The sequence below is a fragment of the Klebsiella sp. X13 genome (assembly GCF_003323835.1).
Taxonomy (GTDB): domain Bacteria; phylum Pseudomonadota; class Gammaproteobacteria; order Enterobacterales; family Enterobacteriaceae; genus Klebsiella; species Klebsiella ornithinolytica.
Window position 1 is genome coordinate 3049585 of the sequence record NZ_CP030874.1, and the last position, 24757, is coordinate 3074341.

The window sequence follows — 24757 nt, forward strand, 5'->3', positions numbered from 1 at the left end:
GAAGGGGATAAGCATGCTTAAGCGCTCCATCTCAGTCCACCTGGCGCTGATGTTCGCCCTATCCGCGCTGCTGATCGTGTCCGTTATCGGTATCCTGCTAAGAAGCTCTCTGCATGACTCTCTGCAAAAGCAGATGCACAACGAGCTGTTATTCCGGGAATCATTGATGAGTCCATGGATCACCGCGCGGACCTCGGCTGACGGCTGGTCGACGCTTACCAGTAAATTTACCCTGTTAACCAATTCTGAAGGTGAGCGCGTTCGCTACTGGATAGTGAGCGACGATCCGCGCTTTAGTATAGGGGGAACGCCGCCGCTGGGAGTCCAGTGGTCTGCTTTACGGGAGGGGTTTAATCAAGTGCCCGGCGCAGCGGAAGGGGCATGTTCACTGTTCCTGTTAGTGAAAACCATCCCCGCCAACGGTGAAAGGCCTGAGCTGCGCTACGTGGTTGCCATCGACTCCACGCCGTATATGGGCACACTGAATGCCTTCACGCGTACGCTGCTGATTATTGCCGCGCTGGGCGTAGCGATCGTCGCCCTGCTGGGATACGTCGTTTCAAGGATTGGTCTGCGTCCGGTGGGAATGCTCAGTAAACAGGCACAACATCTCGCCCCGGTGGACCATGGCCAACGCCTGGATACCCGCGCATTGCCCGAAGAACTACAGCAGTTAGCCTCATCGTTTAACGGCGTATTAGCGCGTCAGGAGGTCGCCTGGCGACAGCTTGAAAGCTTTAACGCCGATGTTGCCCATGAGCTCCGCACACCGCTGACCAACCTGATTGGTCAGACGCAGCTGGGTCTCTCGCGCCGACGCTCGCCTGATGAACTGGAAGAGTTGCTGGGTTCAAATCTCGAGGAGCTGGAGCGTATGACGTCAATTGTGAACGACATGCTGTTCCTGTCCCACGCTCACGCAGGTGAACATGCTTCCCAGCTTACCCGGGTCTCCCTGCGAGAAGAAACCCTGAAAACCGCGGAGTATGTTGAGCCCTCCTTTGCTGAAAAACAGCTTTCTCTGGATGTTGAGGGTGATGTCAGCGCGCACATCGACCGGCGGCTGTTCCACCGCTCACTGGCCAATTTACTGGAAAACAGCGCCCGGCATTCGCCATCGAACAGTGCGGTCACCGTGCGACTCAGCGAAAAGGATAATCAAGCCTGTGTTGAAGTTTCAAACCCAGGCGATCCGATAGCACCGGAGCACTTACATCGGCTTTTTGAACGGTTTTATCGTGTCGACACCTCCCGAGCCAGGAGTGATACCCATCATGGGCTGGGGCTGTCGATCGTGCGTGCCGTCGCCATTATGCACCGGGGAGATGTCTTTGCCCGTAGTGAAGGTGGCATCAATACATTTGGACTGACGTTTGCTAAACAACCCGACGCTATCCGAACAGAGAGACTGATTTCAGAGACAACATCGGGACGTCCGCACGCTAAGCCCTCTGACGAAATTGTCAGAGGGCCGTCAGTCTGATGTCAGGTTGCCTGCGCCAGAATCACCGCTAAGACTAACCACTGCTGATGGAAGGAATGAAACAGTGAGAATAAACAAGGTATTTAGCGGGTTTCTGGCGATAATTTTCACGGGGCTTCTGGGACAGCCCGCGTCCGCATCAGAGAATTCATCTGCTCAGTCCCGCACGCTGATTATCTACTTTTCACAACCCGAGGAGATGAAACCTGATGCCGTGGATGGTTTTTCCGGGGCCAGCGTATTACAAAAAAATGCCCCAGAGACCGGCAGCACGCAGTTTATTGCGCAGCTGGTGCAGAAACAGACTCACGGCGATTTGTTTCGCATTGAAACAACCACCGCCTACCCTCGCCAGCATGACGCGCTGTTACGCGTTGCCGAAAAGGAGCAGCAAACTAAAGCCAGGCCCGCGCTAAAAGCGCCGCTCCCCGCACTCAGCGAGTACGACACCATTTACGTCGGCTACCCCATCTGGTGGTACACCATGCCCATGGTGATATATAGCCTTTTTGAGCAAAATGATTTTGCCGGTAAAACGGTCATTCCCTTTACCACCCATGGAGGCAGCCGGTTAGCCGACTCCCTGCGAGAAATTGCCCGCATGCAGCCCCAGGCCAAATTAGTCACTCGCGCGCTCTCGATCTCACGCAACGATATTGCAGATCCTGACGTACCCACGCAAGTTGAGCAATGGGTCAAACAAGTCCAGCCACCGCGTTAAGCCATCGACATGAAGAAAATTTATATTTTCCAGGTCATGCAGGATACGCTCATGACGTTACTTCTGCTGGTGCTGATGGGGTTTCACCTTCAGGGTGAAATCATTCATGAATGGGCGGGTATTATTTTTACGCTGCTCATCATTTTGCATTTATATCTTAACAGGCGGCGCTTGTGGTTATTGTCGATGAAAATTCCGTTATCGATGCGGATAGTTAACAGAGCCATTAATGTGGTGACATTCGTTGTTATTCTGACCGCGATTGTCTCTGGCATGATGCTGTCCCGACATATCCTTCTGGACCTGCCGTTCCACAACCCGGCAAGCTGGGTCAGAAAAATACACATGACGTCGGTCCACTGGGGAATGCTCATTCTGGCACTGCATATTGGGCTGCACTGGAAAATGCTGGCAACGTTTTTCTGCCGGATCCTGAACATCTCCGACGACTCACGCTTTGCCAATGTCATTATGCCGGGGATTTTTTCGATTATTGCGTTACTGGGGTTGTACTGGCTTCTGAATCAGAACTATCTCGACTATTTGCTGATGAAGGTGGATTTCTCCTTTTTCGACTACGACGAATCTACCCTTCTGTTTTATTTGCGCTACCTGGCCATTATTGTTTTATTTGCATTAATGACACGGTTTTTGCTTTGGTGCTTTATTTTCAGGAAGTATAAAGCGGTGTCACCCTAATAGAGCTTAACTGACATCATTGTCAGGGGGGCGTCAGCCTGACGACATGCCACCCTTATTACAATCATTGCAGACCATCCCCCTCATCGTAGATAAGGACGCTTTGCATGATCGGACATTTACGTTACCTCGGGCTGTTACTGCCCCTCTTCACTTTTTCATCCTCGGCAGCGGCACAACATTCCGCTGTCCATATCGCCCCCGCCGGGAGCCAGATCGCGGTGTATGGGCCAGCGGAGAACTTTACCGGTCGCGTTCGGGTCGATCCCCTGTTCAAGGCGGATAACGACATCCGGGTTTCCGCGGCTTATGTCACCTTTGAACCAGGTGCCCGCTCCGCCTGGCATACGCATCCGGCAGGTCAGCGGCTGATCGTGACCTCTGGCGTCGGGCTCACCCAGCAAGAAGGCCAGCCGGTGCAGGTCATCCGCACTGGCGATGTTGTCTCTTGTCCGGCGGGCGTCAAACACTGGCACGGAGCTGCCCCCGGCAGTGCAATGACGCATCTGGCGATAACCGGGATTGTGGATGGCAAAAGCGTTAACTGGATGGAGAAAGTGACAGATGAACAATACCACGCCCATTAAGGCATTAACGGCAGCGCTACTGCTGACCTTTGGTTTTGCTCTCACCGCAAATGCTGCCCCCGTCAATACAGGAGCCTCAGAAATGAACCAGCAACAAACCGTTTCAGATACGCTGTCAGCTCGCCAGCAGGCCATCCCGTTGATCGCGGCATCGATGGCCAGCAGTCAGATGGAGAAGCTGAATACGGCCCTGAATCAGGGACTTGACGCTGGGCTCACGGTAAACGAAGCCAAAGAGATTCTCGTCCAGCTTTATGCCTATACGGGCTTCCCCCGTAGCCTGAATGCGCTCAGTGAACTGATGAAGGTCGTCGACGCACGCAAACAACGTGGTATTGAAGACGTTGAGGGCAAAGAATCGGTCGCCACCATCCCAGTCGGGGATGAACTTCGCCGGGTCGGTACCGCAAACCAGACCAAAATCTCAGGCGCTCCCGTCCAGGGGCCGCTGTTTGATTTTGCGCCGGTCATTAATCAATTTCTGCAAACGCATCTGTTCGGCGATATTTTCGCCCGCGATAACCTCGACTGGCAGAGCCGCGAGCTGGCAACGGTTGGCGCATTAGCGGCCACTCCGGGCGTCGAAGCCCAGCTGTTATCGCATACGCGAGCCAGCATGCGGGTCGGCCTGACGGCAGCGCAGCTGCGCCAGCTGGCGCAGGTCCTGCGCGAATATGGCGAAAATGATGCGGCTATGCGAGCTGAAAAGGCGCTGCAACAGGCGCTCGCCAACCATTAGGAGTTGATTATGGAGCATGATCCCACCCGCAGAATGTTGCTTACCGCGCTTGCCGGGCTGACGCTGGTGAACGTCTCGCGGTCATCAGCAGCCACCGGAAATGCAAATGTACAGGGTAAAAGTCGAATTCTGGTGGCGTACTTTTCCCGCAGCGGTAACACACGGGTGATTGCCGGCGTCATTCATCGCAGCCTGAACACCGATCTGTTGGCAATCGAACCGGCAACGCCATATCCGGAAGACTATTTCCAGACCGTTGAACAAGCAAAACATGAGCGTGAGCGGGGAGTCAAACCCGCCTTAAAAAATAGCGTCGCAGATATCTCACGCTATGAGACTGTGTACGTAGGCTTTCCCATCTGGGGGACCAGCGTCCCCCCCGTCGTGCAAACGTTTCTCAGCAGCCATAACCTTGCGGGGAAATTACTCATCCCCTTCATTACTCACGGCGGCTACGGTAAAGGAGACAGCGACGACATCCTTGCCAGTCTGGCGCCCACCGCGCGCCGGGAAAAACCGCTGGTCATTGAATGCGACCAGGAGCGCAGAACCACAGAAACGGTCAACCGCTGGTTAGAAACCATCCGCGGCTAATCGTCCGCATTCATGAAGCTGCCAAATAAGGGCAATCAAGGCTGCTAAATAATTAACGCAGACAACTCAGATATGATTGAACGGTAAACATAACAGAGGATGTAATCTTGAAGACGATTTTAAAAACGCTGGCCATCTGCGTCATGGCGGGTGGCCTGGTGGCTCAGTCGGTATATGCCGATCCATTGGTCATTCAGGAACAAGGAAGCTTTTCTGCCGGTGGCACCCTCGTCACTGCCCCGGGAACCTTCGACGCGAAAAAACCGCTGGATTCTGCTGGTCAAACTTATCATGGCGATCATGCGTCCGTGTTCTACCAAATCCCGGTGAATCCGCATAAATACTCTATTGTCATGCTGCACGGTGCAGGTCAGTTTTCCCGTACCTGGGAAAGCACCCCGGATGGTCGTGAAGGGTTCCAGAACATCTTCCTGCGCCGCGGATTCTCAACCTGGCTTGTCGATCAACCGCGTCGGGGCAGCGCCGGGCGCACGACTGTAGAAGGTACGGTAAGGCCAAAACCGGATGAGCAGATGTGGTTTAATCAGTTCCGCGTCGGCGTGTGGCCGGAGTATTTTAAAGGCGTCCAGTTCTCACACGATAAAGAAGCCCTGAATCAGTATTTCCGTCAGATGACCCCCAATACCGGGCCGTTTGATATCAACGTTATCTCCGATGCGATGTCCGCTGTCGTGGATAAATCCGGCCCGGCGATCCTCTTCACCCACTCTCAGGGTGGCGGACCGGGCTGGTACACGGCGATGAAAAACGACAAGGTCAAAGCCATTGTTGCCTTCGAGCCTGGCAGCAGCTTTGTCTTCCCGGAGCAAGAACTCCCTGCCCCGATGCCAAGCGCATTCGACACGCTGAAGGGTGAGCCTGTGCCGCTGAAACAGTTTATGGCGCTGACTAAAATCCCGATTCTGATTATTTACGGCGATAACATCCCGGATAAACCCGTCGCCATGCCGGCACAGGACAGCTGGCGCGTTCGTCTGGCGATGGCTCGCGAGTGGCGTGACGCGGTGAACAAGCATGGCGGGGATGTCACGGTGACGCATCTGCCTGAGATAGGTATCAAAGGTAATACCCACTTCCCGTTCTCTGATTTAAATAATGTGCAGATTGCTGATTTGGTGAGTCAGTTCCTGAAGGAAAAAGATCTGCAGTAGAAAGAAGTTGTATTGGGCCTTTATTCATGAAGGCTCAATACAAACATCAGAATGAAAAATGGACGACTTTTGGCGGAAAGGTGTTGAACGTGGCGGTCAGCTTTGAGCGAGGAGCTGACTTGCAGATGGTAATTGCACAGCAAATGAGACGTGGGATGATGACTCCGATGCCCGGCGCTGCCTGCATCTCATCCGCCCAGTTCAGCAATAGCCAACTCAGCAATTTCAACCTGGACTGATATACGATCATTGCATTCGAGCGACCATATCGCTGAGAGCCCGCACCATGCAATTATCCACTGCAGAAGTCGCTCTCTGTTTATTCCCGCTATCTCAGTAACGATCGCAAGTCGCTGTTTAAAAATACTCGGTACTCTTGCAACATAATGCTCAGGATGACCAAGATCCGGATTGGTGAAAATATTAGCAAAGTCGAATCCTCGTTCGCCGAGTAGCCCTTTGGGATCGATGGCCAGCCAACCATATGATGCGAAATCCAGCACGTTATCGTGATGCAAGTCACCATGTAATACCACGACATCTTGCGCAGAGGAGAGCAGTTGCTGAGCGATCTCGGCGCAATGTGCCAGAATACCTCCATGCTCAAGGGCTGCGGGTTCTAGCGAAGAAAACCAGCGATGTAGCGGTGTAAGTTGTGGCCAGGGTTTATCTGACTTGCTGTGAAGCCTGTTCGCAGTTGCACACAAAATGCGACAGGCTTCCTTGTCTTGACCATTTTTGGACATCGTTGACAATGATGCAATTCCTGTAGCGCGAGCGAGCAGAATAGCCTCTTTTTCATAAGCCATAACCTGGGCTGCGCCGTTACCTTCCCACCATGCCATCAGTGCGTTTCCGGTTTGCTCATCCGCATCATCGGTCACTTTCAACATAGCTTTAATACCATGCGTTGCTGTTTTTACCGGGAGCAACGTTGATGTATGAGTGATAAATATCTCCCCATCCGGAATAAGTGACCAACGATTTAACCAAAAACTCAACTTATCTGTATCCATAGCGATTCCTTTAAAATCCTTATTACCACCGAGCGGACTGAGGCATACAACCGAACTATTTTAACCTATGACTCCAGATACTCCCTGAAATTGTCCCAGGGATGGAGAACGTCCGCATCTGGTACAAAGCAGGTATCCAGGCAATCTGCCGTATCAGAGTGAGTCGCTCACGCTATATTTATCGCTGCCTGAGTCGCGTAAACCGGTCTTGCGGAATGTCCGCCGTCAGGATGGAGACAAACTGTTAAGGCATAATGGAAACGCTGGCGGATAATCCTGCCACGAGTTCAATTCCCTCCGGTATCTTATCTAACTGGATACGTACAGGTACTCGCTGCGCCAGTCGCACCCAGCTGAAGGTGGGATTGACATCCGGCAGCCCAAGCCCGCCCGTCTGGTCATTACTATCATCGATCCCCCGGCCAATACTCTCCACATGCCCCGTGATGTGCGGGTCGAACCCCATCAGCGATATTTGTGCGGCGTTCCCGATTCGAATATGACGCAGTTTGGTCTCTTCAAAATAGCCCACCACCCAGAAACTGCGGGCATCGACAACGGCGACCTTTGTCTCTCCCACGGTGGCGTAGTCGCCCGGGCGAAGCCGAAGATGCGTGACGTAGCCGGCAACCGGAGCGCGCACGGTAGCATGAGATAAATTAAGCTGCGCCAGTTCCAGCGCCGCCAGCGCCCCCTGATAATTGGCCGCCGCAACGCGTGCTGCGCTGCCTGTTTGCTGGATGTCCTCGCCGGAGATGACCCCTTTGATTAGCGCACGTCGCCTGGCCGCATCCTGGCGCATCAGCATCTCATGACGTTTTGCTTCAACGTCGGCCTGCGCGCTGAGCACGGCCAGCTTCAGCCAGCGCGGGTCGATAGCATAAAGCACGTCTCCCTGGTTAACCCACTGATTATCGCGGACAGCCACGCTGCTCACCGGCCCGGAAACATCCGGCGCAATCTGCACCACATCTGCCCTAACCCGTCCATCGCGAGTCCAGGGCGTCTGCGCATACTGTTTCCAGAAAATAAACGCCACGAAAGTCGCCACCGCCACTGCGATTAACGTCAGCGCGTAACGACCCAGCAAAGAGAGTAAAGGTTTCATGCGAATAACCCCGGTGTGGTCAGGCCCTGCAAAAGCAGGACAAAGGTCAGAATATAGGTTGAGACATCAAGCAACGGGCGCAAGGGTAAACGCCGGTAAAGCCTGCTGAAAGAGAAAAGCGGCACGAGTAACAGCGTACAGACCAGAGCGATGAGCGCGGTCAGCAGTAGTCCGGGGATAAAAACACCCCCGATATTGATGTCATTTATCATGGGTGAGTTCCTTGTTCTGCGTCCGTAACGCGCAGTGCAGATCAACCAGCCTGTCGACAAACTGGCTTGATTGTTCATCTGTCGCGGGCAAGCAGAGAGCGGCCATTGCGGCAACGCGCTCGCGTAAGGCTTCGGTTTCCGTTGTGCGGGTAAGATGATAAAGCACCTCGTTGATATCACTGCCTGCGGGCGTATCGCCACGGCGCAGGCGCATCACACAGAGGCCAATGCGCAGAAAGTGTACCAGGCGTTCAAGCGCCCGTGCGGATGACTGCCCGCTGCGCGGCAAGCGTGGCAGCAACAGGGCTGCCCGGTCGATCATCAGATTGGTCCAGTGCGTTTCATCGCCTTTAAACACCCCGTTCACGCTGCGGCGAATATCGCGTTGGCAAAGTTTTAGCAGACGGTTTATCGCCGCGTCCGCCTGCACGGTTTGCAGCAGACTCATGCCGATAACCGCAAAGCCGGTCGCGAAAAACAGGGCGATAGCGGTGTTGACCGCGTCGGCGAAGTCGCCGCTGTAGTGTGCGCCCAGCTCGCACAGCACAGGCAGCGTCAGGGTGATCCCCATCGCCATAAAGGTCGTGGGCGGCCGCGCCTGCAGTGACCCGGCAAACAGATAGACTGGAGCAAGCACCGCCACCAGCACCGGGAAATCGCTGAGCGGAGGAAGCAGCGCGAAGCTATAGATAAGGCTTATCAATACGCCCCAGACGGAGCCGATAATGTATTTAACAATATGCGGGGCCGGCGTATCGAAACCGCCAAACAGCGTGCAGCAAACCCCAAGAATCGAGACCGCCGTGCCGCCATCGGGCCAGGCGGAGTAAATCCATAACAGACAGCCGCCCAGAATGATGACAAAAGCGCCCAGCGCCGTTCGGGCTGCACTCAGGGGATCGCGATGGAAAACATACCCTTTCGCCGCATGATCTTCCGCCTGCATGGGGGCGGGTCTGGCGTGGTGGATGGCATCCGAAAGACGCTCACACTGTTGCAGGAGGGTAATCAACTCAACAAGATAGCGTAACAAATTTACCCGCAGCGCATCCTCAAACGTCAGTGCCTGCGCAGCGTGCCGCTGTGCTAACTGCGCGCTGCGTTGTTGTAGCGCATCGGCTGAGTTTCTGCGTTTCCCGGTATCGTCGCAGGTCAGCCAGGCCTGAACATCATCCAGCAGCCTCTGCATATCGGCGGGCATCTCCGCGATCGCCTGTAACCGATCGCACAATTCGCCGTTCACAATGACTAACCGCGCCAGCCTGTCATGGAGCGCTTTCCTGGCCTGACGGACCGGAACCGAAAGGGCAAAATCATACGGAATATGGTGGCTGATGCCCTGCAGGAACTGTAGCGCCAGCGCCAGATGCAGAGGTTCTGACCGCGCGTTGGACTTGCCTGCAAGGGTGTCGGCAAGCCGCTGACGCGCGGCCTGCAGCGTCTGCGCTAATTTGCTGTTGAACAGCCCTGATATCCGGGTAGGCAAAATGTAGCGGTGAATCAGCGCGGCGCAGACGATGCCGATGGTGATCTCCTGAACCCGAATGATGGCAATGTTAAACACCGTGCCAGGGTCAGAGACGGCGGGAAAACCAATCAGGCTTGCGGTGTAGCCGGCCAGTACAAAAGCATAGGCGCGGGGCGTGCGTTCAAGCAGGGATAAATAGAGGCAGAAGATGATCCAACCTGTCAGAATCACGCTGCATAAAATCGGCATATTCACAAACGTGGGCACAATCAACACCGTGGCCCCCGCGCCGGCCACGGTCCCTGCCAGGCGATACAGGCTCCTGCTCAAGGACGCGCCCACCGAGGTTTGTGAAACGATATAGACGGTGATGATGGCCCATGAGGGTCGTTCAAGGCCAATCGCCAGGGCAATGTAATACGCGAGCATCGCTGCGGCAAAACTCCTGGCGGAATAGAGCAGCGCATGGGCGTCGCTCAGCAGTGCGGGAGAGGCTATACGGCCTGACCAACGGCTTATCGCGTGCAAAACGCGGCGGTGATGGAGAGTTAATTTGCTCATGCCGGGAATTATTCCCGCTTTGCGCCTGCCCTTAAATACTCTATTCTGTCAAAAAATACCTAAATGTTGCCAATAAGATGCCTTCCAGACTTGCCCATACCCTGTTTGATCCCGATAGCACGCCGAGCCCTGCCGTCGCACGGCATATTGATTTCGTTGATTATGCGGCAGAAGTGCCGGTTCATACCCACCGCAAGGGGCAACTGATTATTGCCCTGTATGGGGCAGTGATTTGTCGCGCGGAAAACGATATCTGGATAGTGCCGCCAGATTGCGCGGTGTGGATCCCCGGCGGGATCCCCCATAGCGCCAAAGCCACCTGGAATGCGCATCTCAACTATTTATTTATTGAACCCGGCGCCGCCGCACTGCCGGAGAAATGCTGCACGCTGGCGATTTCTCCGCTGATAAAAGCGTTAGTTGACCGCTTAACGAATGAGGACGTTGATTACGCAGCGCAGAGCCATGTCGGCAGGCTGACCAGAGTGACGCTCGATGAACTGGCCGCCATGCCGCAGCAGAAACTGAGTCTGCCGGTTTCGGCACACCCGAAGATCCGCGCCATGGCGGATGCGCTGGTCAGCCACCCTGAGGATCGCAGTACCTTTAAAACCTGGGCGAAACGGCTGGCGCTCAGCGAGCGTTCATTAGCACGCCTGATGCTGCGCGAAACCGGGCTGACCTTCGGGCGCTGGCGTCAGCAACTGCATTTGATTATTGCCCTTCGGGAGCTGGCAAGTGGAGTATCGGTGCAAAATGTCGCGGCTAATCTGGGGTATGAGTCGGTAAACGCGTTTATTACCATGTTCCGAAAAACGATGGGTAGCACTCCCGCGCACTATTTTGCCGGTCGAAGAACGACAGATGCCTGAATGACGCACAGAGTGGATACGAAGTAAGGTGTTAAATGTCCGCATCGGGGATAACGCAGTCACGGCAACGGCCAGGGACTGCTTTGAGCGAAGAGCAGAAGCTGACACCTTTGCCTAAACTGTTCCCACGACAGTAGACAAATCCAATCCTCAGGACGAGAACTGTTTGAAGGCCCGGGTTGTGTGGATCAGTTTTCTGATGCGCTACTTTTTCAGTGAACTGAAGCAAGAGTACCGCTGGCAGCAGCGCGGTACTCTTGTTTTAGCATAGGTCGCCTCTCTGTTTAGATGTAGCTTATGACGTCAGCCGATAGTGCGACTGTACCAGACCCGATGGGAAGCTGCGGCTTGATAACAGAGTCAAATCTATATCCCTACTCAGGGATCCGAACAACGGTTTTCCCGAACCGAGCAGGACAGGAACGGTCGTGATAACGATATCGGCGACCAGACCTTCGCGCAGGAACGACTGTATTACCTGCCCGCCATCTATATAGACGCGATGTGCGTTCTGCTCCGTCAGGTCAGCAAGCACCTCCCTTGGCGTACGGCATGAGAACTGTACTTTGGCCTTCAACGCCTCGGGCACGGAGGTACCGGTTAGCTGTCGCGAGAGAACCAGCACGGGTCGATCATAAGGCCATTCGTCAAAGGTCAGCGCCTTTTCATAGCTGCCTCGCCCCATAACGATCCAATCTTTGTCCGCAATGAATGCTGCATAGCCATGATCTTCTGTAGGGTCATCGCGCTGCACCAGCCAGTCGATATCGCCATCCTGTCGGGCGATATAACCATCAAGACTGACAGCGATAAAAACATGTGTGGTGACCATCAAGTGCTCCGTATTCAGGTTGCATATATCCCATTGAGTTTAGCGATGTTAACGATATTGATATGTGTTCTGTGGAAAAACATAGCATGAGAGCAGCAATATCCCCTTTGTGGATTAAGACAAAAAAATCGCGTGGTGTTGAATCCAGGATGGAATGAAAATCAATAACCTGCTCCCAATTAAGTAACATATCACAATGTTATCAACGGCCGCTGCTGGCACTTAACTGACCGCTGCCCAGGACTTTTTTGAACGAGGAGCAAAAGTAAGAACGTATTCGTCTGACTGGCTACACGGCAAACCAGCCCACAGCATTTGATAATCCAGGGAAACCTTGGCATGGCGCAATCCACACGTGAGCAAATTACGCCATGCCTGCCACATATGCGCTGCTAAGCTTTTCTCTTGCTCTCGTGATTTGCCAGTTGCCGAATAAACTCTTCAGCCGTACAACCTTGTTGTAACGCTTCAAGCAACAACTGCTGCTGTGTTTTTGGCACCAGGCCACCCAGCGGCGGATCGGTATCAAGATTGGTCGGGAAGGAATAGCCTTCAGCGCTTGCTGCCACAACTGCCTGTAACTGCTCATCGTTTAATGGTTTATCCAGCAAAACGGGATAGATTGCTTCCATGACTTTGACGTGATTCACTTTTTCCATTGTTTTGCCAAATGCGGATGAGACCTGCAGCAAATTAGCCGTACGCACATGGTCCTGCGTCACGTTATTCCCCGCGGCATGGAACAGCGCCGGATTGAAGAACAACCCGTCGCCTTTTTTCAGTGGCAACTGAATGGCATGCTGCTGGAAAAATTCAATAAAACGCGGATCGCGCCATGCCAGGTATCCTTCAGCATATTGTTGCGACCACGGTAAAAGCTGCGTCGGTCCTGACTCTACCGGCATATCGCTGTGCGCGACCGCCCCCTGAAGCGTCAGGTATTGCGACAGAATCTGCAGAGGCAGCGGGAAGCGGGCAACCACCTCATTAAGCTGGAATCCGAGATGGTAATCCCGATGCGGCTGTTGCGCTTTACCGCCAGGGCGGACCTGATTCACCTGGGCCGTGATTTCATAGCCGGGGCCAACCCAGGCTTCGCAAATCAGGGCCAGTAAAGGATTGCTGTAGTAGTCGACGAAGGCATCGGCATCACGCTCAGCGACTTTTTGTAGCGCGTTCCAGATACGTCCATTGCTACCGGCTTTGGCAAAGTGATCGCCACCGCCACCGTTTGCCGCTTCACTGACGAGGATATCGTCAAACACCTTATTGCTGCTGTCTATGGCTGAGACATCGCGGTACAAGCCCTGAACCACGAACACGCCTGGTCCGCCAGACAGTGCGTGATGCAGTTCGCCCAGCATGGTTTGACGATCGGCTCTGGCTGCTGCAAGCAGATCATCATGATGATAGATCGGTACGTTTTTATCGGCGGAACGCGCCAGCGGGAAATCGCCCTTACGCAAGGTTTGCGCGCATAGCGTGGCGAACTTATCGAGAGAAATATGGCTGTCATTTATATAGGGCGTATTCATTTTTACCTCACAGCGTCAGGGCATGTGGTGGCTGAAAACCGCCGTTGTCACCGCAACCGACCACGCTTTGATCGAAATCGATCACCGCGCCTGTCATCATTCCCGACTCCTCTGAAAGGAGAAATGCTACGCCACGCGCGACCTCGTCTGGCTTCAGCAATCGGCCAAAAGGCTGGGCCTGCTCAGCACTGGCAAGCCAGTTTTCTTCAGCATCATGATATTGCCGCTGGATGTCGTGTTCATGCGGCGTGTCCATCCAGCCAATGTTCAGGCCGTTTACTCTTATCCGGTTGCGCATAACGCTGAAGGCCACGTTTTTGGTCAGCGTGACCAGGGCGCCTTTCGATGCGGCGTAGGCGGTCAGGAAGCTCTGGCCGCCGTGGGAAGTCATGGTAATGATATTAACAATGCTGCCTTCTACGCCCCTGGCAATCATCAGTTTGATCGCCGCCTGCATCAGAAAAAAAGGCGCGCGAGTGTTGACCGCCATGATGGCGTCAAATAATTCCGGAGAGGTATCAAGGATGGTGCCACGGTCCGACATGCCTGCACAGTTCACCAGTCCATGCAGCGTGCCAAACGCCGATTCTGCGGCGCCCACCACTTTTTTGCAGGCTTCAGGCGAACTGATATCCGCCTCGACGAATATCACTTCACATCCGCCATGGCTAAGGGTTTCTGCTTGTTCACGTCCGGCTTTCACGTTACGTCCGCAAATGACGATGCCTCGCGCCCCACGCTCTACCAGCAGACGGGTAACCGCTGCGCCGAGCCCCTGGGTTCCGCCAGTAACGACGAACACTTTGTTGTTAAAACCACTGCCATTAACCATGTCCATTTGTTGTCCTTTCTTATTGAGGAGAGATCGGGTTTGTTCGCTTGCTTACCCTGACCTTAGCAGCTACATTCGATTAACAATATGTACACATAACCTCAGAAAGACCTCAGTTTATGGCAAGGTCATTTTCCATCAAACAAATCGCAGCCCAGTCTGGCGTGAGTAAAGCTACGGTCGACAGGGCGTTGCACCAGCGCGGCAGTGTGAGTCCCCGTACAGCCCGACGCATTGCGCAGGCAATCAGCGATCTGGAATTACAACAGCGCACCAGCCTTGCAAGCGGCCGCACGTTGCCGATCGACCTGGTGATGCACACGCCGGAACGCTTCAGTTCACTGACGGTCGCGGCGCTGCTCAGCCAAATTAAAACCTTTTCACCGTTTCGCCTGACGCTACGCTGCCACATTTTTGAAGAAGTCACGCCTGAGGAGTTGCAACGTGAACTGCGCCGCTGCGGCAATGACAGCTACGGCGTGTTGCTTAAAGCCAGCGATCATCCGTTGCTTGAAAGCGCTATTGCGGAACTGGCGGAGCTTAATGTTCCGGTGGTCACGCTGGTCACTGACCTGCCGCACAGCAGACGTATCCGTTACGTGGGAATGGATAATGCCGGAGCAGGGCGAACAGCAGCATGGCTCCTGTCGCGATGGCTTTTGAAAGAAGCGCAAACGGTCGCAGTCGTGCTCAGCAGTAAGGATTTTCGCGGAGAAGAACAGCGCATGGCAGGCTTTATCCAGGCGCTAAGCGATCGGGCACCGTATCTGAAGACCATCGCCGTCAGTGAAGGATATGGTATCGATACGCTGACTTTTACACAGATGCGTAAAGCGCTGGAACAGGATCCTTCAATCCAGTCTGTTTACAGCGTAGGCGGGGGAAACAGCGCTATTCTACGGGCTTTTGCAGCGATGCAACGAGAGATAAAAGTCTTTATTGGCCACGATCTGGATGAGGAAAACCGCAGTCTGCTGGCTGCTGAAAAAATGGATGCGGTGATTGATCATGACCTGTGTGAAGACGCACGGTCAGCATTTAGCGCCATCCTGCGATTCCATGGCTTTTTGCCGGAAACAGAGAATGAAATAGCGCCCTCGCGTGTCATTGTGGTCACACCTTACAATACTTGAATTAATCTGTTGTTTATAAAGGAATAAATTGTATTTAGTCGATCATGCCAGACCGTTTTAACGTCCCCCAGTGCCGATGAGATTTCGAGAGCGCTTAAATGTGTACGAGTGACAACGTGCATGACAGCTGTGAAGGTCTGCTTTGAGCGAAAATCAGACGCTGGGCTAATTGTGTTTGACGCCTGGTAGCTGCAAAATCGAGTTCGCTGAGGGGGTACCTATTCAAACCTGAACACTTGTGCGATTTGCCGGACCTGTATATTCTCATTTTAGGCCCGTGCTGCCTGCCGCTCGCTTCCTGTATGGAAATGGTGAAAGCATGTTTGTCCTCAACCTCAATGATTTAACCACTCTTGACGGTCGGGATTTGGTAATGCGGGCACCATGGTTTCCTGACGACAGGAGAAATTATGTTATCAATCGAGCAAGCCAAGCAAATGGCTGCGAAGTTAAAAAGCTCTCTCGAAATGCGCGGTCATAAAATTTCTTATTCCGCCGCACTCGAAACTGTTTCACAACAGCTGGGCTACAAGGACTGGAACACAGCATCGGCTGCGTTGCTCCCACCAGTTGTTCCTCAGCCTCAAATTCATTTCATCAAGACTATACCTATCTTACGAATGTTCGATGAGCGAAAAGCGCGAGAGTTCTATCTCGAGTTTCTGTCATTCAGCGTTGAATTTGAACACCGGTTCGAGCCCAACTTACCTTTGTATCTGGGCATTGCTCGAGATGGTTTGCAGTTGCACCTCTCTGAACATCACGGTGACGCCAGCCCGGGGGCAACGATATTTATACCTGTGCAGAATATCGAGTTGTTTAGAGACCAACTACACGCAAAACAATATGGCTATGGTCGCCCGGAAATAGTGAAGCAGGACTGGGGAGATATTCTGGAAGTCTACGACCCATTTGGAAACCGGCTCCGGTTCTGTCAAAGCTGATTTATTTTTCCCGATACGGAGGGTATTGCCATAGGCAATACCCCTTTTTCATACGCACGCAATGTCCGCTTCTGGCACACAGCAGCCGTTCTGACCGAAACTCGTCATTAGAAGGGAGTTATGCGCAAATTTTGTTGACGATGGTGAAGTGACTGGCAAACGGTCGCTATGTTTTGCGAGATGATAAAACCCATCAGGGATGGCTGGAGCCGTATTGTGCGCTGTCACACTGTGAAGTTAAAACCGCGTGACGCCAGCCGTCCATTGAAAACCCGTCACCTCGGGGGATTTGACGGTGTGATATCAGCTTTAAATCTGCGCCATACCGCCGTCAACAAACAGCTCTATGGCATTGATAAAACTGGCGGCATCAGACGCCAGAAACGCAACGGCTTTGCCGACTTCCGCTGGCTCACCAATCCGGCCCAACGGAACCTGCGCTGCCAGTGCATCAAACAGGCCCTGACGCTCTTCCTCGGCAACCAGCCCCCCTAATCCAGGGGTTTTGACCGGACCCGGACTCACGACATTCACCCGAATACCACGCCCCTGCAAGTCCAGCGCCCATGAGCGAGCAAAGTTTCTCACTGCGGCTTTACTGGCACTATACACGCTAAAGTTAGCCGTCCCTTTTACCGAAACGGTGGAAGCGGTGAGGATAATGGATGAACCGGCACCAAGCAGTGGCAGTGCTTTCTGGACGGTGAATAATACTCCGCGAACATTAGTCCCGAAAATCCGGTCAAAATGTTCTTCGGTTATGGCACCCAGCGCCAACATATCTCCGCCACCGGCGTTAGCAAACAAAATGTCCAGACGCCCCGACTCTTCTGCAATCTGCGCGTAAACCTTATCCAGATCGTCAAGACGGGAGACATCGGCCCGAATCCCCTTAGCAGACGTGCCGATCAACGCGATGGCCGCATCCAGTTCCTGCTGACGACGTCCGGTGATGTAGACTTTTGCCCCCTGCGCAGCCAGTTCCTGCGCACTGGCAAGACCGATTCCTGTGCTGCCGCCCGTGACCAGGGCAATTTTGTCTGAAAGTGGTTTACTCATTATTCATATCCTCGACGTTGTTTCGAATTGGCCGTCATTCAGCCTGTGAACACACTCTAGCCGCAGAGAAATTATTGATAAATTAGTAAAAATAGAAAACACTCTTTCTACAGGTGCATAATAAGATGTCACACGGAGAAACAGAACGTGGATCAGTTAATGGCTATGCGTGCGTTTACACGGGTAGTGGAAACCGGAAATTTTACGCGGGCAGCGGATTCACTGAATCTGCCGAATGCCACATTAAGTAAACTGGTTAAATCACTGGAGGCCCATCTCGGCGTGCGTCTTTTACATCGCACGACCCGGCGCGTCGTCACAACGCCAGAGGGTCAGGACTATTATGAAAAAGCCTCTCGGGTGCTAATTGATATTGAGGAGATAGACACTTCGTTTAGCGCCTCGCAGAGCAGACCTAAAGGGTATCTGCGTATTGATGTCGGCGGCTCTACCGCACGTGAAGTCCTGATCCCGGCGTTACCGGATTTTTTGCAGCGCTATCCGGAAATCAAAATCGATTTAGGCGTGTCCGATAGGCCGGTGGATCTTATTAGCGGAAATGTGGACTGTGTAATCCGTGGTGGCTCTCTCGATGACTCATCGTTGATCGCCCGTCATATTGGTGATGCCCCGATGGTGACCTGCGCTACGCCGGGATACCTGAAAGCCGCTGGCGTACCTGCGTATCCGGATGAATTAAGAAATGGACATAAGCTGGTGAGCTATTTGTCTCCGCTGACGGGCAGAGCCTTTCCTTTTCGCTTTATCGTAGAAGGTGAAATGCGGGAGATGAAGACGCAGCATCACATCGGGGTTAACGAAAGTAATGCGCATTTGGCTGCCGCCGTGGCCGGAATGGGAATTATTCAGACCTTTTGTTATGCGGCGAAAGATGAACTGAACAACGGCACACTTGTTGAGATCCTACAGGCATGGCGTCCCGCGAGTTATCCTTTTTATGTCGTCTATCCGCAGAACAGGCACATGACGCACCGGTTACGAGTGTTTATTGACTGGCTAACCGAGGTATTCCCAGCGGCACTGCGCGATTACCGATAAACATACCTCTGACGATCCAGATGGGTGCAAAAGATACACCAATTGCTCTTCTATTGTGCCCTTCTCTAATGCCCGCCCTCGGCGGTCATCCGCTATGAACGAACAACGGACCTTTGTCATTCTGTCGTAAAATTCGCCGCGCGATCGGGTTAAGCAATACCTCTTTCTGAGGGTTGTCATGAAAAGTCTTGCACATTTGGTTTTCTAAAGGACCAGCAGACTGCCGGTCCAATGGCGGGATTATTTCAGTTCCAGCGCTCTTATCACCCCGGCAATATCAGCAATATCACCCACCGACAGCGGCTGAAGTGGTCGAGGCAAACAATCCGTATCCGTCAGCCCAAGCACGCCTGCGGCTGCAGCAATAACCCGGAGACTTCCTCTATGTTTACGGAAAAGAGCCCACAGAGGCTCAAGGCGGGTTGTCAAGGTCGTGACGCGCTCACGATCGTTCGCCGCCGCGGCTTCCGTGATTTGTTTCGCCGTCACCGGGAACAAACCGCCGCACACGGAGTACCAGACTTCACAGCCGGCGTTTAATCCCAGCCCGGCATAAGCATCTCCACTAATACCGATTGTTACACCAGGACGCAGATGTTGACGTAACGCATCCACCCGCTCAGCCGCTGCAGCCGGGTTATCCGGGACGCCAGGGATCTTAACCGAATGGATACCCTCCAGCGAGGAGAGAAGGCCATGCAGTTCATCCGTAAAGGTAAAATGCGTGGTACCTGGATTATCATAGATGCACACCGGTACAGACACGTGCCGGGTAACGGTCTCAAAGAGTGCGAAGACTTCTTCGTCACGGAGCGACTGGTAGCTAACCGCCGGTAGCAGCAAGGCATCTGCGCCTGCGGCTTGCGCATCGTCTGACAGATGCAGGATGGCATCCGTGCTGACAGCACCCACACATACCATGACGGGGATCTCTCCGGCATGCTGTTTTGCCAGAGTCGCGATGCGCCGGCGTTGCTCTCGGGTCAGATACGCGTAGCTACCGGTTGACCCGAGGATACCCATAGAATCAACCCGAGCTTCTGTAAGGCGGGAAAGAATATGACTGAAACCCTTTTCGTCCACGCCGCTGGCGGTGATTGGTGTTATTGGGAACGCAGACAAACCGGTAAACATAGTGTTTCTCCTGAATGATATTACTGGCGTTGCTCTTCGATGAGAGCCACATCAAACCACAGACCTGGCATCATTTTTTCAAGACCATCAGTCAGCATTTTTCCGGCGTCGTGAAGCTTTTCCAGCGGCATCTGCGGCAGACTTTCCAGAATAAACCACATTTGTTGAGCTTCCGCGCTTAAGCGGGTTCGGATCCCCTGTCGCCAGTTCCAGCGGCGACAGGTTACGCCTGTGTCATCGCGCCAGATAATTTCGTTTTGTGAAGGATATTCAACGGCGGTTTCCCCCTCTTTTACCGTATCAAAAGGCTCAGTGCCTTCTGCCATAACCAGACGTGGCGACCCCTGATAGGCAGCAATGTTTTCGCCACCAACCGGAATGGCGTAGCGGAGACTCACGGCGTTATAAAGATCAACGATGGGATCGAGTGCTGGCATCGTACCGTCACGTAATACGCGCTTACGTAATGCATCGGCTGAACAAGGGGTGCGTTTGGGTTTGGCGCCAAACTGTTGAAAAACCTCAGCCCATGCGGCCAGATGAGATTCCGCCCATTCAGGCTCACCGGCCAGAACCGCTTCACTTGCTTCTCGCAACGCCGTTTCTCCAGTATCAGGGTTCAGCACCGGGGCAGCTTTTACGTAGATACTGAGTGCCCGAAAACCGGGAGCAATACGATAAATTTCAGGGGCAATTGACGGAGATACTGTAAACACGTGATAATCCTGTAACGACCAATTTATTCCATAATAATGACCGATGACCAAAAAAGTCAATTTAATGACCGACGCAAATTCTATAGTCAGCACCGTGAATGAAGCCGTATCTCAGCGGATCAAGCTATATCGTAAGCAAAAGAAAATATCACTCGATGAACTGTCCCGTCGGGCGGGCGTCAGCAAGGGGGCGCTGGTTGAGATTGAGGGGTGCCGGGCGAATCCCAGCATTGCCCTGCTATGCCGCCTGGCTGCCGCAATGGGAGTTTCGGTGGCTGACTTTGTGGATGTCAGTTCAAAACCAACGGTTCATCTCATTGCTGAAGATGAGATCCCAGAATTGTGGGAAGGTGAAAAAGGCGGGAGAGCAAGGTTGCTCGCAGGATCTGGTGGCCCTGATATGACAGAGCTCTGGATGTGGGAAATGCAGCCGGGGGAGAAGTTTGCTTCACCCGGGCACACGGAAGGGACGCTTGAATTGTTTTATGTTCAGACGGGCTCGCTGACACTTGGCGTACAGGACCACCTGTATCTGGTGAAGACCGGGTGTTCGGCAACGGCCAGAACGGACGTTCCTCATTTCTATGAAAACCGGGGGGAGAGCCCATTGATTTTCATCATGACAGTACATGAAAAAGCATCCTGAGTGTTTCCCGTTTAACCAGTAAGGCTTGTCTCATCACCAGTCAGTCCAGAAGGAAACGTTCAGTGAATAATCAGCATCTGAGTTTTACCAAAGATAATTTTACTGTCACAACCGATCCCGCTTTTTTTCAGCTGGAAGCCGTTCACGATTACCTCTCGCAATCGTCCTGGGCTCCGGGTATTGATGTCGAAACGGTCAGGTTATCCGTCCAGAACAGCCTTTGTTTTGCGCTTCTGGATGGAACAAGACAAATCGGCTTCGCCCGTCTGGTCACAGACTATGCCACTTTTGGTTATCTGTGCGACGTCTACGTGCTGAACGATTATCAGAAAAGTGGTCTTGGCCGGTGGCTGATTGAATGCTGTCACGCCCATCCGGTGCTGTCACGTCTGCGACGGATAATGCTGGTAACCGACAGTGCGCCCTGGCTATACCAGAAGTTGGGGTATAACCCGTTGAACCGGCAAGATTTTGTCTGGCAGATCAATCGACCAGACATTTATCGTAAACACGGGCAACAATAAGAATACGTAGCCGGCAATAGCTGAATGAACATTACGAGCGCCACTTTCAGCACAAAACCGATTGGCAAATCCTCTCAAAATTAATGAGCAAATCTAATAAACCCTAGCGAATTACCCCATCTAATCGAATAAATCCGTTTGCGTTATGCTTTTCCCACACAACAGCTGAAGGATAACGTCATGCAAACTGTAAAACTGAACAACGGTATTGAAATGCCCCTGCTGGGCTTTGGTGTGTTTCAGATGTCTGATGCCGCTGAATGCGAAAGAGCCGTTATTGATGCCATCGATACGGGATACCGCCTGATCGATACCGCCGCGTCTTACCAGAATGAAACCCAGGTCGGGAATGCGCTGAAACAGACCGGTATCGCACGTCACGAACTCTTTGTCACAACCAAACTGTGGCTGCAGGATACCCACTACGAAGGCGCTAAAGCACAGTTCGAACGTTCCCTGAATCGGCTGCAACTTGACTACGTTGACCTGTACCTGATTCATCAGCCTTACGGTGATGTCCATGGGGCCTGGCGGGCCATGGAGGAATTGCAACAGGCCGGCAAAATTCGCGCCATTGGCGTCAGCAACTTCCATCCTGACCGACTGGCCGACCTTATCGCCTTCAACCACGTTGTCCCGGCGGTAAACCAGATTGAAGTTAACCCCTTCAACCAGCAGCTGCAGGCCGTTCCATGGAATCAAAGCCGTGGCATTCAGCCGGAAGCCTGGGCACCGTTTGCAGAAGGTAAAAATGGCCTGTTCCAGCATCCGGTGTTAACGGCGATTGGTCAGAAGTACGGCAAAAGCGTGGGCCAGGTTGTACTGCGGTGGATCTTCCAGCGAGGCATCGTTTCACTGGCCAAATCGGTGCGAAAAGAGCGCATGGAAGAGAACATCAACATTCTCGATTTTGAACTCAGTGGTGAAGATATGCTGCAGATTGCCGCCCTCGACACCGCCACCAGCGCCTTCTTCTCTCACCGCGATCCGGCGATGGTGGAATGGCTGACCGGTCGCAAACTTGATGTTTAAGGCGCAATAAGAAGAGGTATTCATTCAATGCAAAAACGTTATCTGGGTCAATCCGGACTCGAAGTCTCCGCCCCTGGACTCGGTTGCATGGGCTTAAGCCACGGCTACGGCCCGGCGACCGATACCCGTCAGGCTATCGAGCTCATTCGCGCAGCGGTTGAACGTGGCGTCACGTTCTTTGATACCGCCGAAGTGTATGGCCCATATCTTAATGAAGAGGTTGTCGGTGAAGCCTTAAAACCGTTTCGCGATCGTGTGGTCATCGCCACCAAATTTGGTTTTACCTTCGGTGCGGACAACAAGCAGCAGATTTTAAACAGCCGCCCGGCGCATATCCGTGAAGCGGTTGAAGGATCATTACGCCGTCTTAAGACGGATGTCATTGATCTGCTGTATCAACACCGTGTCGACCCGGATGTCCCCATTGAAGATGTTGCGGGAACGGTGAAAGACCTGATAGCTGAAGGCAAAGTCAAACATTTCGGTCTGTCCGAAGCGGGCGCGCAAACTATCCGTCGTGCGCATGCGGTACAACCGGTCACGGCCCTGCAAAGTGAGTACTCCATGTGGTGGCGCGAGCCTGAGCAGGAGATCCTGCCGTTGCTGGAGGAACTGGGTATTGGTTTTGTGCCCTTTAGCCCATTAGGCAAAGGCTTCCTGACGGGATCGATTAAGCCAGGAACCACTTTCGGTAAGGATGATTACCGCAGTACCGTGCCGCGCTTCGCCGAACAAGCCATTGAAGCCAATGAAAAGCTGGTTTCGTTGTTGGGTGAACTGGCAGCCGACAAAGGCGTCACATCTGCGCAAATCGCACTGGCATGGCTGCTGGCACAAAAACCGTGGATTGTTCCCATCCCGGGCACCACCAAACTACACCGGCTGGAGGAAAACCTCGGCGCTGCCAACATCGTTCTTTCACCGGATGACTTGCGGCAGATAACCCTGGCGCTGGAAACGATTAAAATCGTCGGCGAGCGTTACTCTCCTGAGCACCAGGCTCGCGTAGGCCGTTAATCAATACCCGGACGGGTCCTCCGGCGAATGGCGGACCCGTTATTCCGCGTAGCGAAGGGCATCGATCATCAGCGCAAAAGCGGGCGGATGCTGCTTACGACTGGGGTAGTAAAGATAATATCCGGGGAAAGACGGACACCACTCCTGCAGAACCTGAATCAGCTCTCCTGACTTTATATATTCCTGCACCCTGTCTTCAGGTATACAGGCGAGGCCAAAACCGGATAACGCCGCATCAATCCTTTCCGCCTGCAGATTAAACGTTACCTGCCCTTCCACTCTGACCCGTAACGGTTTCCCTTCCCTCTCAAACTCCCAGTGGTAAAGCCCGCCGGCCGTCGGCAGGCGCATATTGATGCAGCGATGATTTTGTAGCTCGTGAGGCGTGTCAGGCACGGGGTTAGCGGCAAAATAGGACGGTGCACCCACCACAGCCATGCGCATATCCGGCCCAATCTTTACGGCGATCATGTCTTTATCCACGCTTTCGCCCAGGCGGATCCCGGCATCAAAACGCCCCTCAACAATATCGACAAAGCCGTTATCGACCACCAGCTCAAGATTAATTTCCGGATATTCCCTGAGGAAAGGTTTTAACTTCGGCCATACCAGACTTCGCGCGGCATGCTCCCCGGCGGATAAACGGATATTACCGGAGGCGGTGCCGTTCAGCTGCACAAGCGCTTCCAGCTCCTGCTCAAGATCGGCAATACGGGGTTCAAGACAGGCAATAATTCGCTCACCGGCTTCCGTAGGGGCAACGCTTCGGGTCGTACGGGTCAGAAGGCGGATATTTAGCCTTTCCTCCAGCGCTTTCATCGCATGACTGAGTGCGGACTGAGAAACACCCAGTTTGCCCGCTGCTTTGGTAAAACTCCGCTCTCTTGCGACCACAAGAAAGATTTGCAGTTCGTTGAAGTTTTCTTTCAGCATTGGCGATTTCCTTATAGAGGCATTCCCTTCGCAGCGCACTCATGAAGGGTGTTCATAGACACAATCATTTGTGCCCCATTACTGACAATAATGATAATTGATATTCTGGCCATATCGAAAATAAATCTG

At 53.3% G+C, this 24757-nt stretch carries 26 protein-coding genes; 15 read left to right on the forward strand and 11 right to left on the reverse strand.

Features of this window, described 5'->3' with window-relative positions:
- The first annotated feature begins 13 nt into the window (after positions 1 to 13).
- From DSD31_RS14450 to DSD31_RS14480, 7 genes are all read left to right on the forward strand, one after another.
- On the forward strand, positions 14 to 1483 hold the full coding sequence (locus tag DSD31_RS14450) for a heavy metal sensor histidine kinase (protein WP_015584505.1): 1470 nt from the start codon (positions 14 to 16) through the stop codon (positions 1481 to 1483).
- Between the two features lie 64 nt (positions 1484 to 1547).
- A complete protein-coding gene (locus DSD31_RS14455) occupies positions 1548 to 2204 on the forward strand; it encodes a flavodoxin (protein WP_015584506.1) in 657 nt (218 codons plus the stop codon).
- Positions 2205 to 2213: 9 nt separating this feature from the next.
- Positions 2214 to 2903, forward strand: coding sequence for a DUF4405 domain-containing protein (locus tag DSD31_RS14460; RefSeq protein ID WP_015584507.1), 690 nt, complete (start codon positions 2214 to 2216; stop codon positions 2901 to 2903).
- A gap of 107 nt (positions 2904 to 3010) precedes the next feature.
- Positions 3011 to 3490 (forward strand): (R)-mandelonitrile lyase, encoded by a 480-nt coding sequence (locus tag DSD31_RS14465; RefSeq protein WP_015584508.1) that lies wholly within the window; start codon positions 3011 to 3013, stop codon positions 3488 to 3490.
- Complete coding sequence (locus tag DSD31_RS14470) at positions 3468 to 4229, forward strand: carboxymuconolactone decarboxylase family protein (protein ID WP_048024368.1); 762 nt, start codon at positions 3468 to 3470, stop codon at positions 4227 to 4229. Before DSD31_RS14465 ends, DSD31_RS14470 begins: the two co-directional genes overlap by 23 nt.
- Positions 4230 to 4238: 9 nt before the next feature.
- A complete protein-coding gene (locus tag DSD31_RS14475; RefSeq protein ID WP_113991132.1) occupies positions 4239 to 4823 on the forward strand; it encodes a flavodoxin in 585 nt (194 codons plus the stop codon).
- 107 nt (positions 4824 to 4930) lie between these two features.
- A complete protein-coding gene (locus tag DSD31_RS14480) occupies positions 4931 to 5995 on the forward strand; it encodes an alpha/beta hydrolase (RefSeq protein WP_113991133.1) in 1065 nt (354 codons plus the stop codon).
- A gap of 188 nt (positions 5996 to 6183) precedes the next feature.
- On the opposite strand, the gene DSD31_RS14485 is transcribed toward DSD31_RS14480, so the two are convergent.
- From DSD31_RS14485 to DSD31_RS14500, 4 genes are all read right to left on the reverse strand, one after another.
- A complete protein-coding gene (locus tag DSD31_RS14485) occupies positions 6184 to 7011 on the reverse strand; it encodes an aminoglycoside phosphotransferase family protein (RefSeq protein ID WP_113991134.1) in 828 nt (275 codons plus the stop codon).
- 244 nt (positions 7012 to 7255) lie between these two features.
- Positions 7256 to 8119 carry an efflux RND transporter periplasmic adaptor subunit gene (locus DSD31_RS14490; protein ID WP_064357121.1) on the reverse strand — a complete coding sequence of 288 codons (864 nt, stop codon included), beginning with the start codon at positions 8117 to 8119 and terminating at the stop codon, positions 7256 to 7258.
- Positions 8116 to 8331, reverse strand: coding sequence for a DUF1656 domain-containing protein (locus tag DSD31_RS14495; protein ID WP_113991135.1), 216 nt, complete (start codon positions 8329 to 8331; stop codon positions 8116 to 8118). The genes DSD31_RS14490 and DSD31_RS14495 overlap by 4 nt, the downstream gene beginning before the upstream one ends.
- On the reverse strand, positions 8321 to 10360 hold the full coding sequence (locus DSD31_RS14500) for an FUSC family protein (protein WP_044023537.1): 2040 nt from the start codon (positions 10358 to 10360) through the stop codon (positions 8321 to 8323). Before DSD31_RS14500 ends, DSD31_RS14495 begins: the two co-directional genes overlap by 11 nt.
- 77 nt (positions 10361 to 10437) lie before the next feature.
- Between DSD31_RS14500 and DSD31_RS14505 the strand changes: the two genes are divergently transcribed.
- Positions 10438 to 11232, forward strand: coding sequence for an AraC family transcriptional regulator (locus DSD31_RS14505; RefSeq protein ID WP_015584515.1), 795 nt, complete (start codon positions 10438 to 10440; stop codon positions 11230 to 11232).
- 295 nt (positions 11233 to 11527) lie between these two features.
- On the opposite strand, the gene DSD31_RS14510 is transcribed toward DSD31_RS14505, so the two are convergent.
- From DSD31_RS14510 to DSD31_RS14520, 3 genes are all read right to left on the reverse strand, one after another.
- The gene (locus DSD31_RS14510; protein ID WP_015584516.1) at positions 11528 to 12064 is read right to left on the reverse strand and encodes a dihydrofolate reductase family protein; all 537 of its coding nucleotides are present in this window, start codon (positions 12062 to 12064) and stop codon (positions 11528 to 11530) included.
- A gap of 392 nt (positions 12065 to 12456) precedes the next feature.
- Complete coding sequence (locus DSD31_RS14515) at positions 12457 to 13599, reverse strand: phytanoyl-CoA dioxygenase family protein (RefSeq protein WP_097357644.1); 1143 nt, start codon at positions 13597 to 13599, stop codon at positions 12457 to 12459.
- Positions 13600 to 13606: 7 nt separating this feature from the next.
- Positions 13607 to 14437 (reverse strand): SDR family oxidoreductase, encoded by an 831-nt coding sequence (locus tag DSD31_RS14520; protein ID WP_064357123.1) that lies wholly within the window; start codon positions 14435 to 14437, stop codon positions 13607 to 13609.
- Positions 14438 to 14550: 113 nt separating this feature from the next.
- Between DSD31_RS14520 and DSD31_RS14525 the strand changes: the two genes are divergently transcribed.
- Entirely contained in the window at positions 14551 to 15564 is a 1014-nt protein-coding gene (locus tag DSD31_RS14525) for a LacI family DNA-binding transcriptional regulator (protein ID WP_032717319.1), read from the forward strand.
- 410 nt (positions 15565 to 15974) lie between these two features.
- Entirely contained in the window at positions 15975 to 16508 is a 534-nt protein-coding gene (locus DSD31_RS14530; protein ID WP_032717318.1) for a glyoxalase superfamily protein, read from the forward strand.
- A gap of 309 nt (positions 16509 to 16817) precedes the next feature.
- Here the strand turns inward: DSD31_RS14530 and DSD31_RS14535 are convergent, their stop codons facing one another.
- The gene (locus DSD31_RS14535) at positions 16818 to 17567 is read right to left on the reverse strand and encodes an SDR family NAD(P)-dependent oxidoreductase (RefSeq protein ID WP_015584521.1); all 750 of its coding nucleotides are present in this window, start codon (positions 17565 to 17567) and stop codon (positions 16818 to 16820) included.
- 147 nt (positions 17568 to 17714) lie between these two features.
- Here DSD31_RS14535 and DSD31_RS14540 point away from each other — a divergent pair, with 147 nt between their 5' ends.
- The gene (locus DSD31_RS14540; protein WP_015584522.1) at positions 17715 to 18626 is read left to right on the forward strand and encodes a LysR family transcriptional regulator; all 912 of its coding nucleotides are present in this window, start codon (positions 17715 to 17717) and stop codon (positions 18624 to 18626) included.
- 240 nt (positions 18627 to 18866) lie between these two features.
- On the opposite strand, the gene DSD31_RS14545 is transcribed toward DSD31_RS14540, so the two are convergent.
- Entirely contained in the window at positions 18867 to 19760 is an 894-nt protein-coding gene (locus DSD31_RS14545) for a dihydrodipicolinate synthase family protein (RefSeq protein ID WP_015584523.1), read from the reverse strand.
- Positions 19761 to 19780: 20 nt separating this feature from the next.
- The gene (locus DSD31_RS14550) at positions 19781 to 20476 is read right to left on the reverse strand and encodes a B3/B4 domain-containing protein (RefSeq protein ID WP_113991136.1); all 696 of its coding nucleotides are present in this window, start codon (positions 20474 to 20476) and stop codon (positions 19781 to 19783) included.
- Positions 20477 to 20519: 43 nt separating this feature from the next.
- Between DSD31_RS14550 and DSD31_RS14555 the strand changes: the two genes are divergently transcribed.
- The 4 genes from DSD31_RS14555 (at position 20520) to DSD31_RS14570 (ending at position 23695) form a co-directional block, all read left to right on the forward strand.
- The gene (locus DSD31_RS14555) at positions 20520 to 21122 is read left to right on the forward strand and encodes a helix-turn-helix domain-containing protein (protein ID WP_015584525.1); all 603 of its coding nucleotides are present in this window, start codon (positions 20520 to 20522) and stop codon (positions 21120 to 21122) included.
- 62 nt (positions 21123 to 21184) lie between these two features.
- The gene (locus tag DSD31_RS14560; protein ID WP_032717317.1) at positions 21185 to 21646 is read left to right on the forward strand and encodes a GNAT family N-acetyltransferase; all 462 of its coding nucleotides are present in this window, start codon (positions 21185 to 21187) and stop codon (positions 21644 to 21646) included.
- 180 nt (positions 21647 to 21826) lie between these two features.
- Complete coding sequence (locus tag DSD31_RS14565) at positions 21827 to 22678, forward strand: aldo/keto reductase (protein WP_015584527.1); 852 nt, start codon at positions 21827 to 21829, stop codon at positions 22676 to 22678.
- Between the two features lie 27 nt (positions 22679 to 22705).
- The gene (locus tag DSD31_RS14570) at positions 22706 to 23695 is read left to right on the forward strand and encodes an aldo/keto reductase (RefSeq protein ID WP_064357125.1); all 990 of its coding nucleotides are present in this window, start codon (positions 22706 to 22708) and stop codon (positions 23693 to 23695) included.
- Between the two features lie 39 nt (positions 23696 to 23734).
- Here DSD31_RS14570 and DSD31_RS14575 read toward each other — a convergent pair whose 3' ends face one another.
- Complete coding sequence (locus DSD31_RS14575) at positions 23735 to 24628, reverse strand: LysR family transcriptional regulator (protein WP_015584529.1); 894 nt, start codon at positions 24626 to 24628, stop codon at positions 23735 to 23737.
- Positions 24629 to 24757: the final 129 nt, after the last annotated feature.

Excerpts from the sequence above, each read along its gene's own strand:
- DSD31_RS14450 (WP_015584505.1), top strand. The coding sequence starts at position 14 with ATGCTTAAGCGCTCCATCTCAGTCCACCTGGCGCTGATGTTCGCCCTA.
- DSD31_RS14460 (WP_015584507.1), top strand. The coding sequence starts at position 2,214 with ATGAAGAAAATTTATATTTTCCAGGTCATGCAGGATACGCTCATGACG.
- DSD31_RS14465 (WP_015584508.1), top strand. The coding sequence starts at position 3,011 with ATGATCGGACATTTACGTTACCTCGGGCTGTTACTGCCCCTCTTCACT.
- DSD31_RS14470 (WP_048024368.1), top strand. The coding sequence starts at position 3,468 with ATGAACAATACCACGCCCATTAAGGCATTAACGGCAGCGCTACTGCTG.
- DSD31_RS14475 (WP_113991132.1), top strand. The coding sequence starts at position 4,239 with ATGGAGCATGATCCCACCCGCAGAATGTTGCTTACCGCGCTTGCCGGG.
- DSD31_RS14485 (WP_113991134.1), bottom strand. The coding sequence starts at position 7,011 with ATGGATACAGATAAGTTGAGTTTTTGGTTAAATCGTTGGTCACTTATT.
- DSD31_RS14490 (WP_064357121.1), bottom strand. The coding sequence starts at position 8,119 with ATGAAACCTTTACTCTCTTTGCTGGGTCGTTACGCGCTGACGTTAATC.
- DSD31_RS14495 (WP_113991135.1), bottom strand. The coding sequence starts at position 8,331 with ATGATAAATGACATCAATATCGGGGGTGTTTTTATCCCCGGACTACTG.
- DSD31_RS14500 (WP_044023537.1), bottom strand. The coding sequence starts at position 10,360 with ATGAGCAAATTAACTCTCCATCACCGCCGCGTTTTGCACGCGATAAGC.
- DSD31_RS14505 (WP_015584515.1), top strand. The coding sequence starts at position 10,438 with ATGCCTTCCAGACTTGCCCATACCCTGTTTGATCCCGATAGCACGCCG.
- DSD31_RS14510 (WP_015584516.1), bottom strand. The coding sequence starts at position 12,064 with ATGGTCACCACACATGTTTTTATCGCTGTCAGTCTTGATGGTTATATC.
- DSD31_RS14515 (WP_097357644.1), bottom strand. The coding sequence starts at position 13,599 with ATGAATACGCCCTATATAAATGACAGCCATATTTCTCTCGATAAGTTC.
- DSD31_RS14520 (WP_064357123.1), bottom strand. The coding sequence starts at position 14,437 with ATGGACATGGTTAATGGCAGTGGTTTTAACAACAAAGTGTTCGTCGTT.
- DSD31_RS14525 (WP_032717319.1), top strand. The coding sequence starts at position 14,551 with ATGGCAAGGTCATTTTCCATCAAACAAATCGCAGCCCAGTCTGGCGTG.
- DSD31_RS14530 (WP_032717318.1), top strand. The coding sequence starts at position 15,975 with ATGTTATCAATCGAGCAAGCCAAGCAAATGGCTGCGAAGTTAAAAAGC.
- DSD31_RS14535 (WP_015584521.1), bottom strand. The coding sequence starts at position 17,567 with ATGAGTAAACCACTTTCAGACAAAATTGCCCTGGTCACGGGCGGCAGC.
- DSD31_RS14545 (WP_015584523.1), bottom strand. The coding sequence starts at position 19,760 with ATGTTTACCGGTTTGTCTGCGTTCCCAATAACACCAATCACCGCCAGC.
- DSD31_RS14555 (WP_015584525.1), top strand. The coding sequence starts at position 20,520 with ATGACCAAAAAAGTCAATTTAATGACCGACGCAAATTCTATAGTCAGC.
- DSD31_RS14565 (WP_015584527.1), top strand. The coding sequence starts at position 21,827 with ATGCAAACTGTAAAACTGAACAACGGTATTGAAATGCCCCTGCTGGGC.
- DSD31_RS14570 (WP_064357125.1), top strand. The coding sequence starts at position 22,706 with ATGCAAAAACGTTATCTGGGTCAATCCGGACTCGAAGTCTCCGCCCCT.
- DSD31_RS14575 (WP_015584529.1), bottom strand. The coding sequence starts at position 24,628 with ATGCTGAAAGAAAACTTCAACGAACTGCAAATCTTTCTTGTGGTCGCA.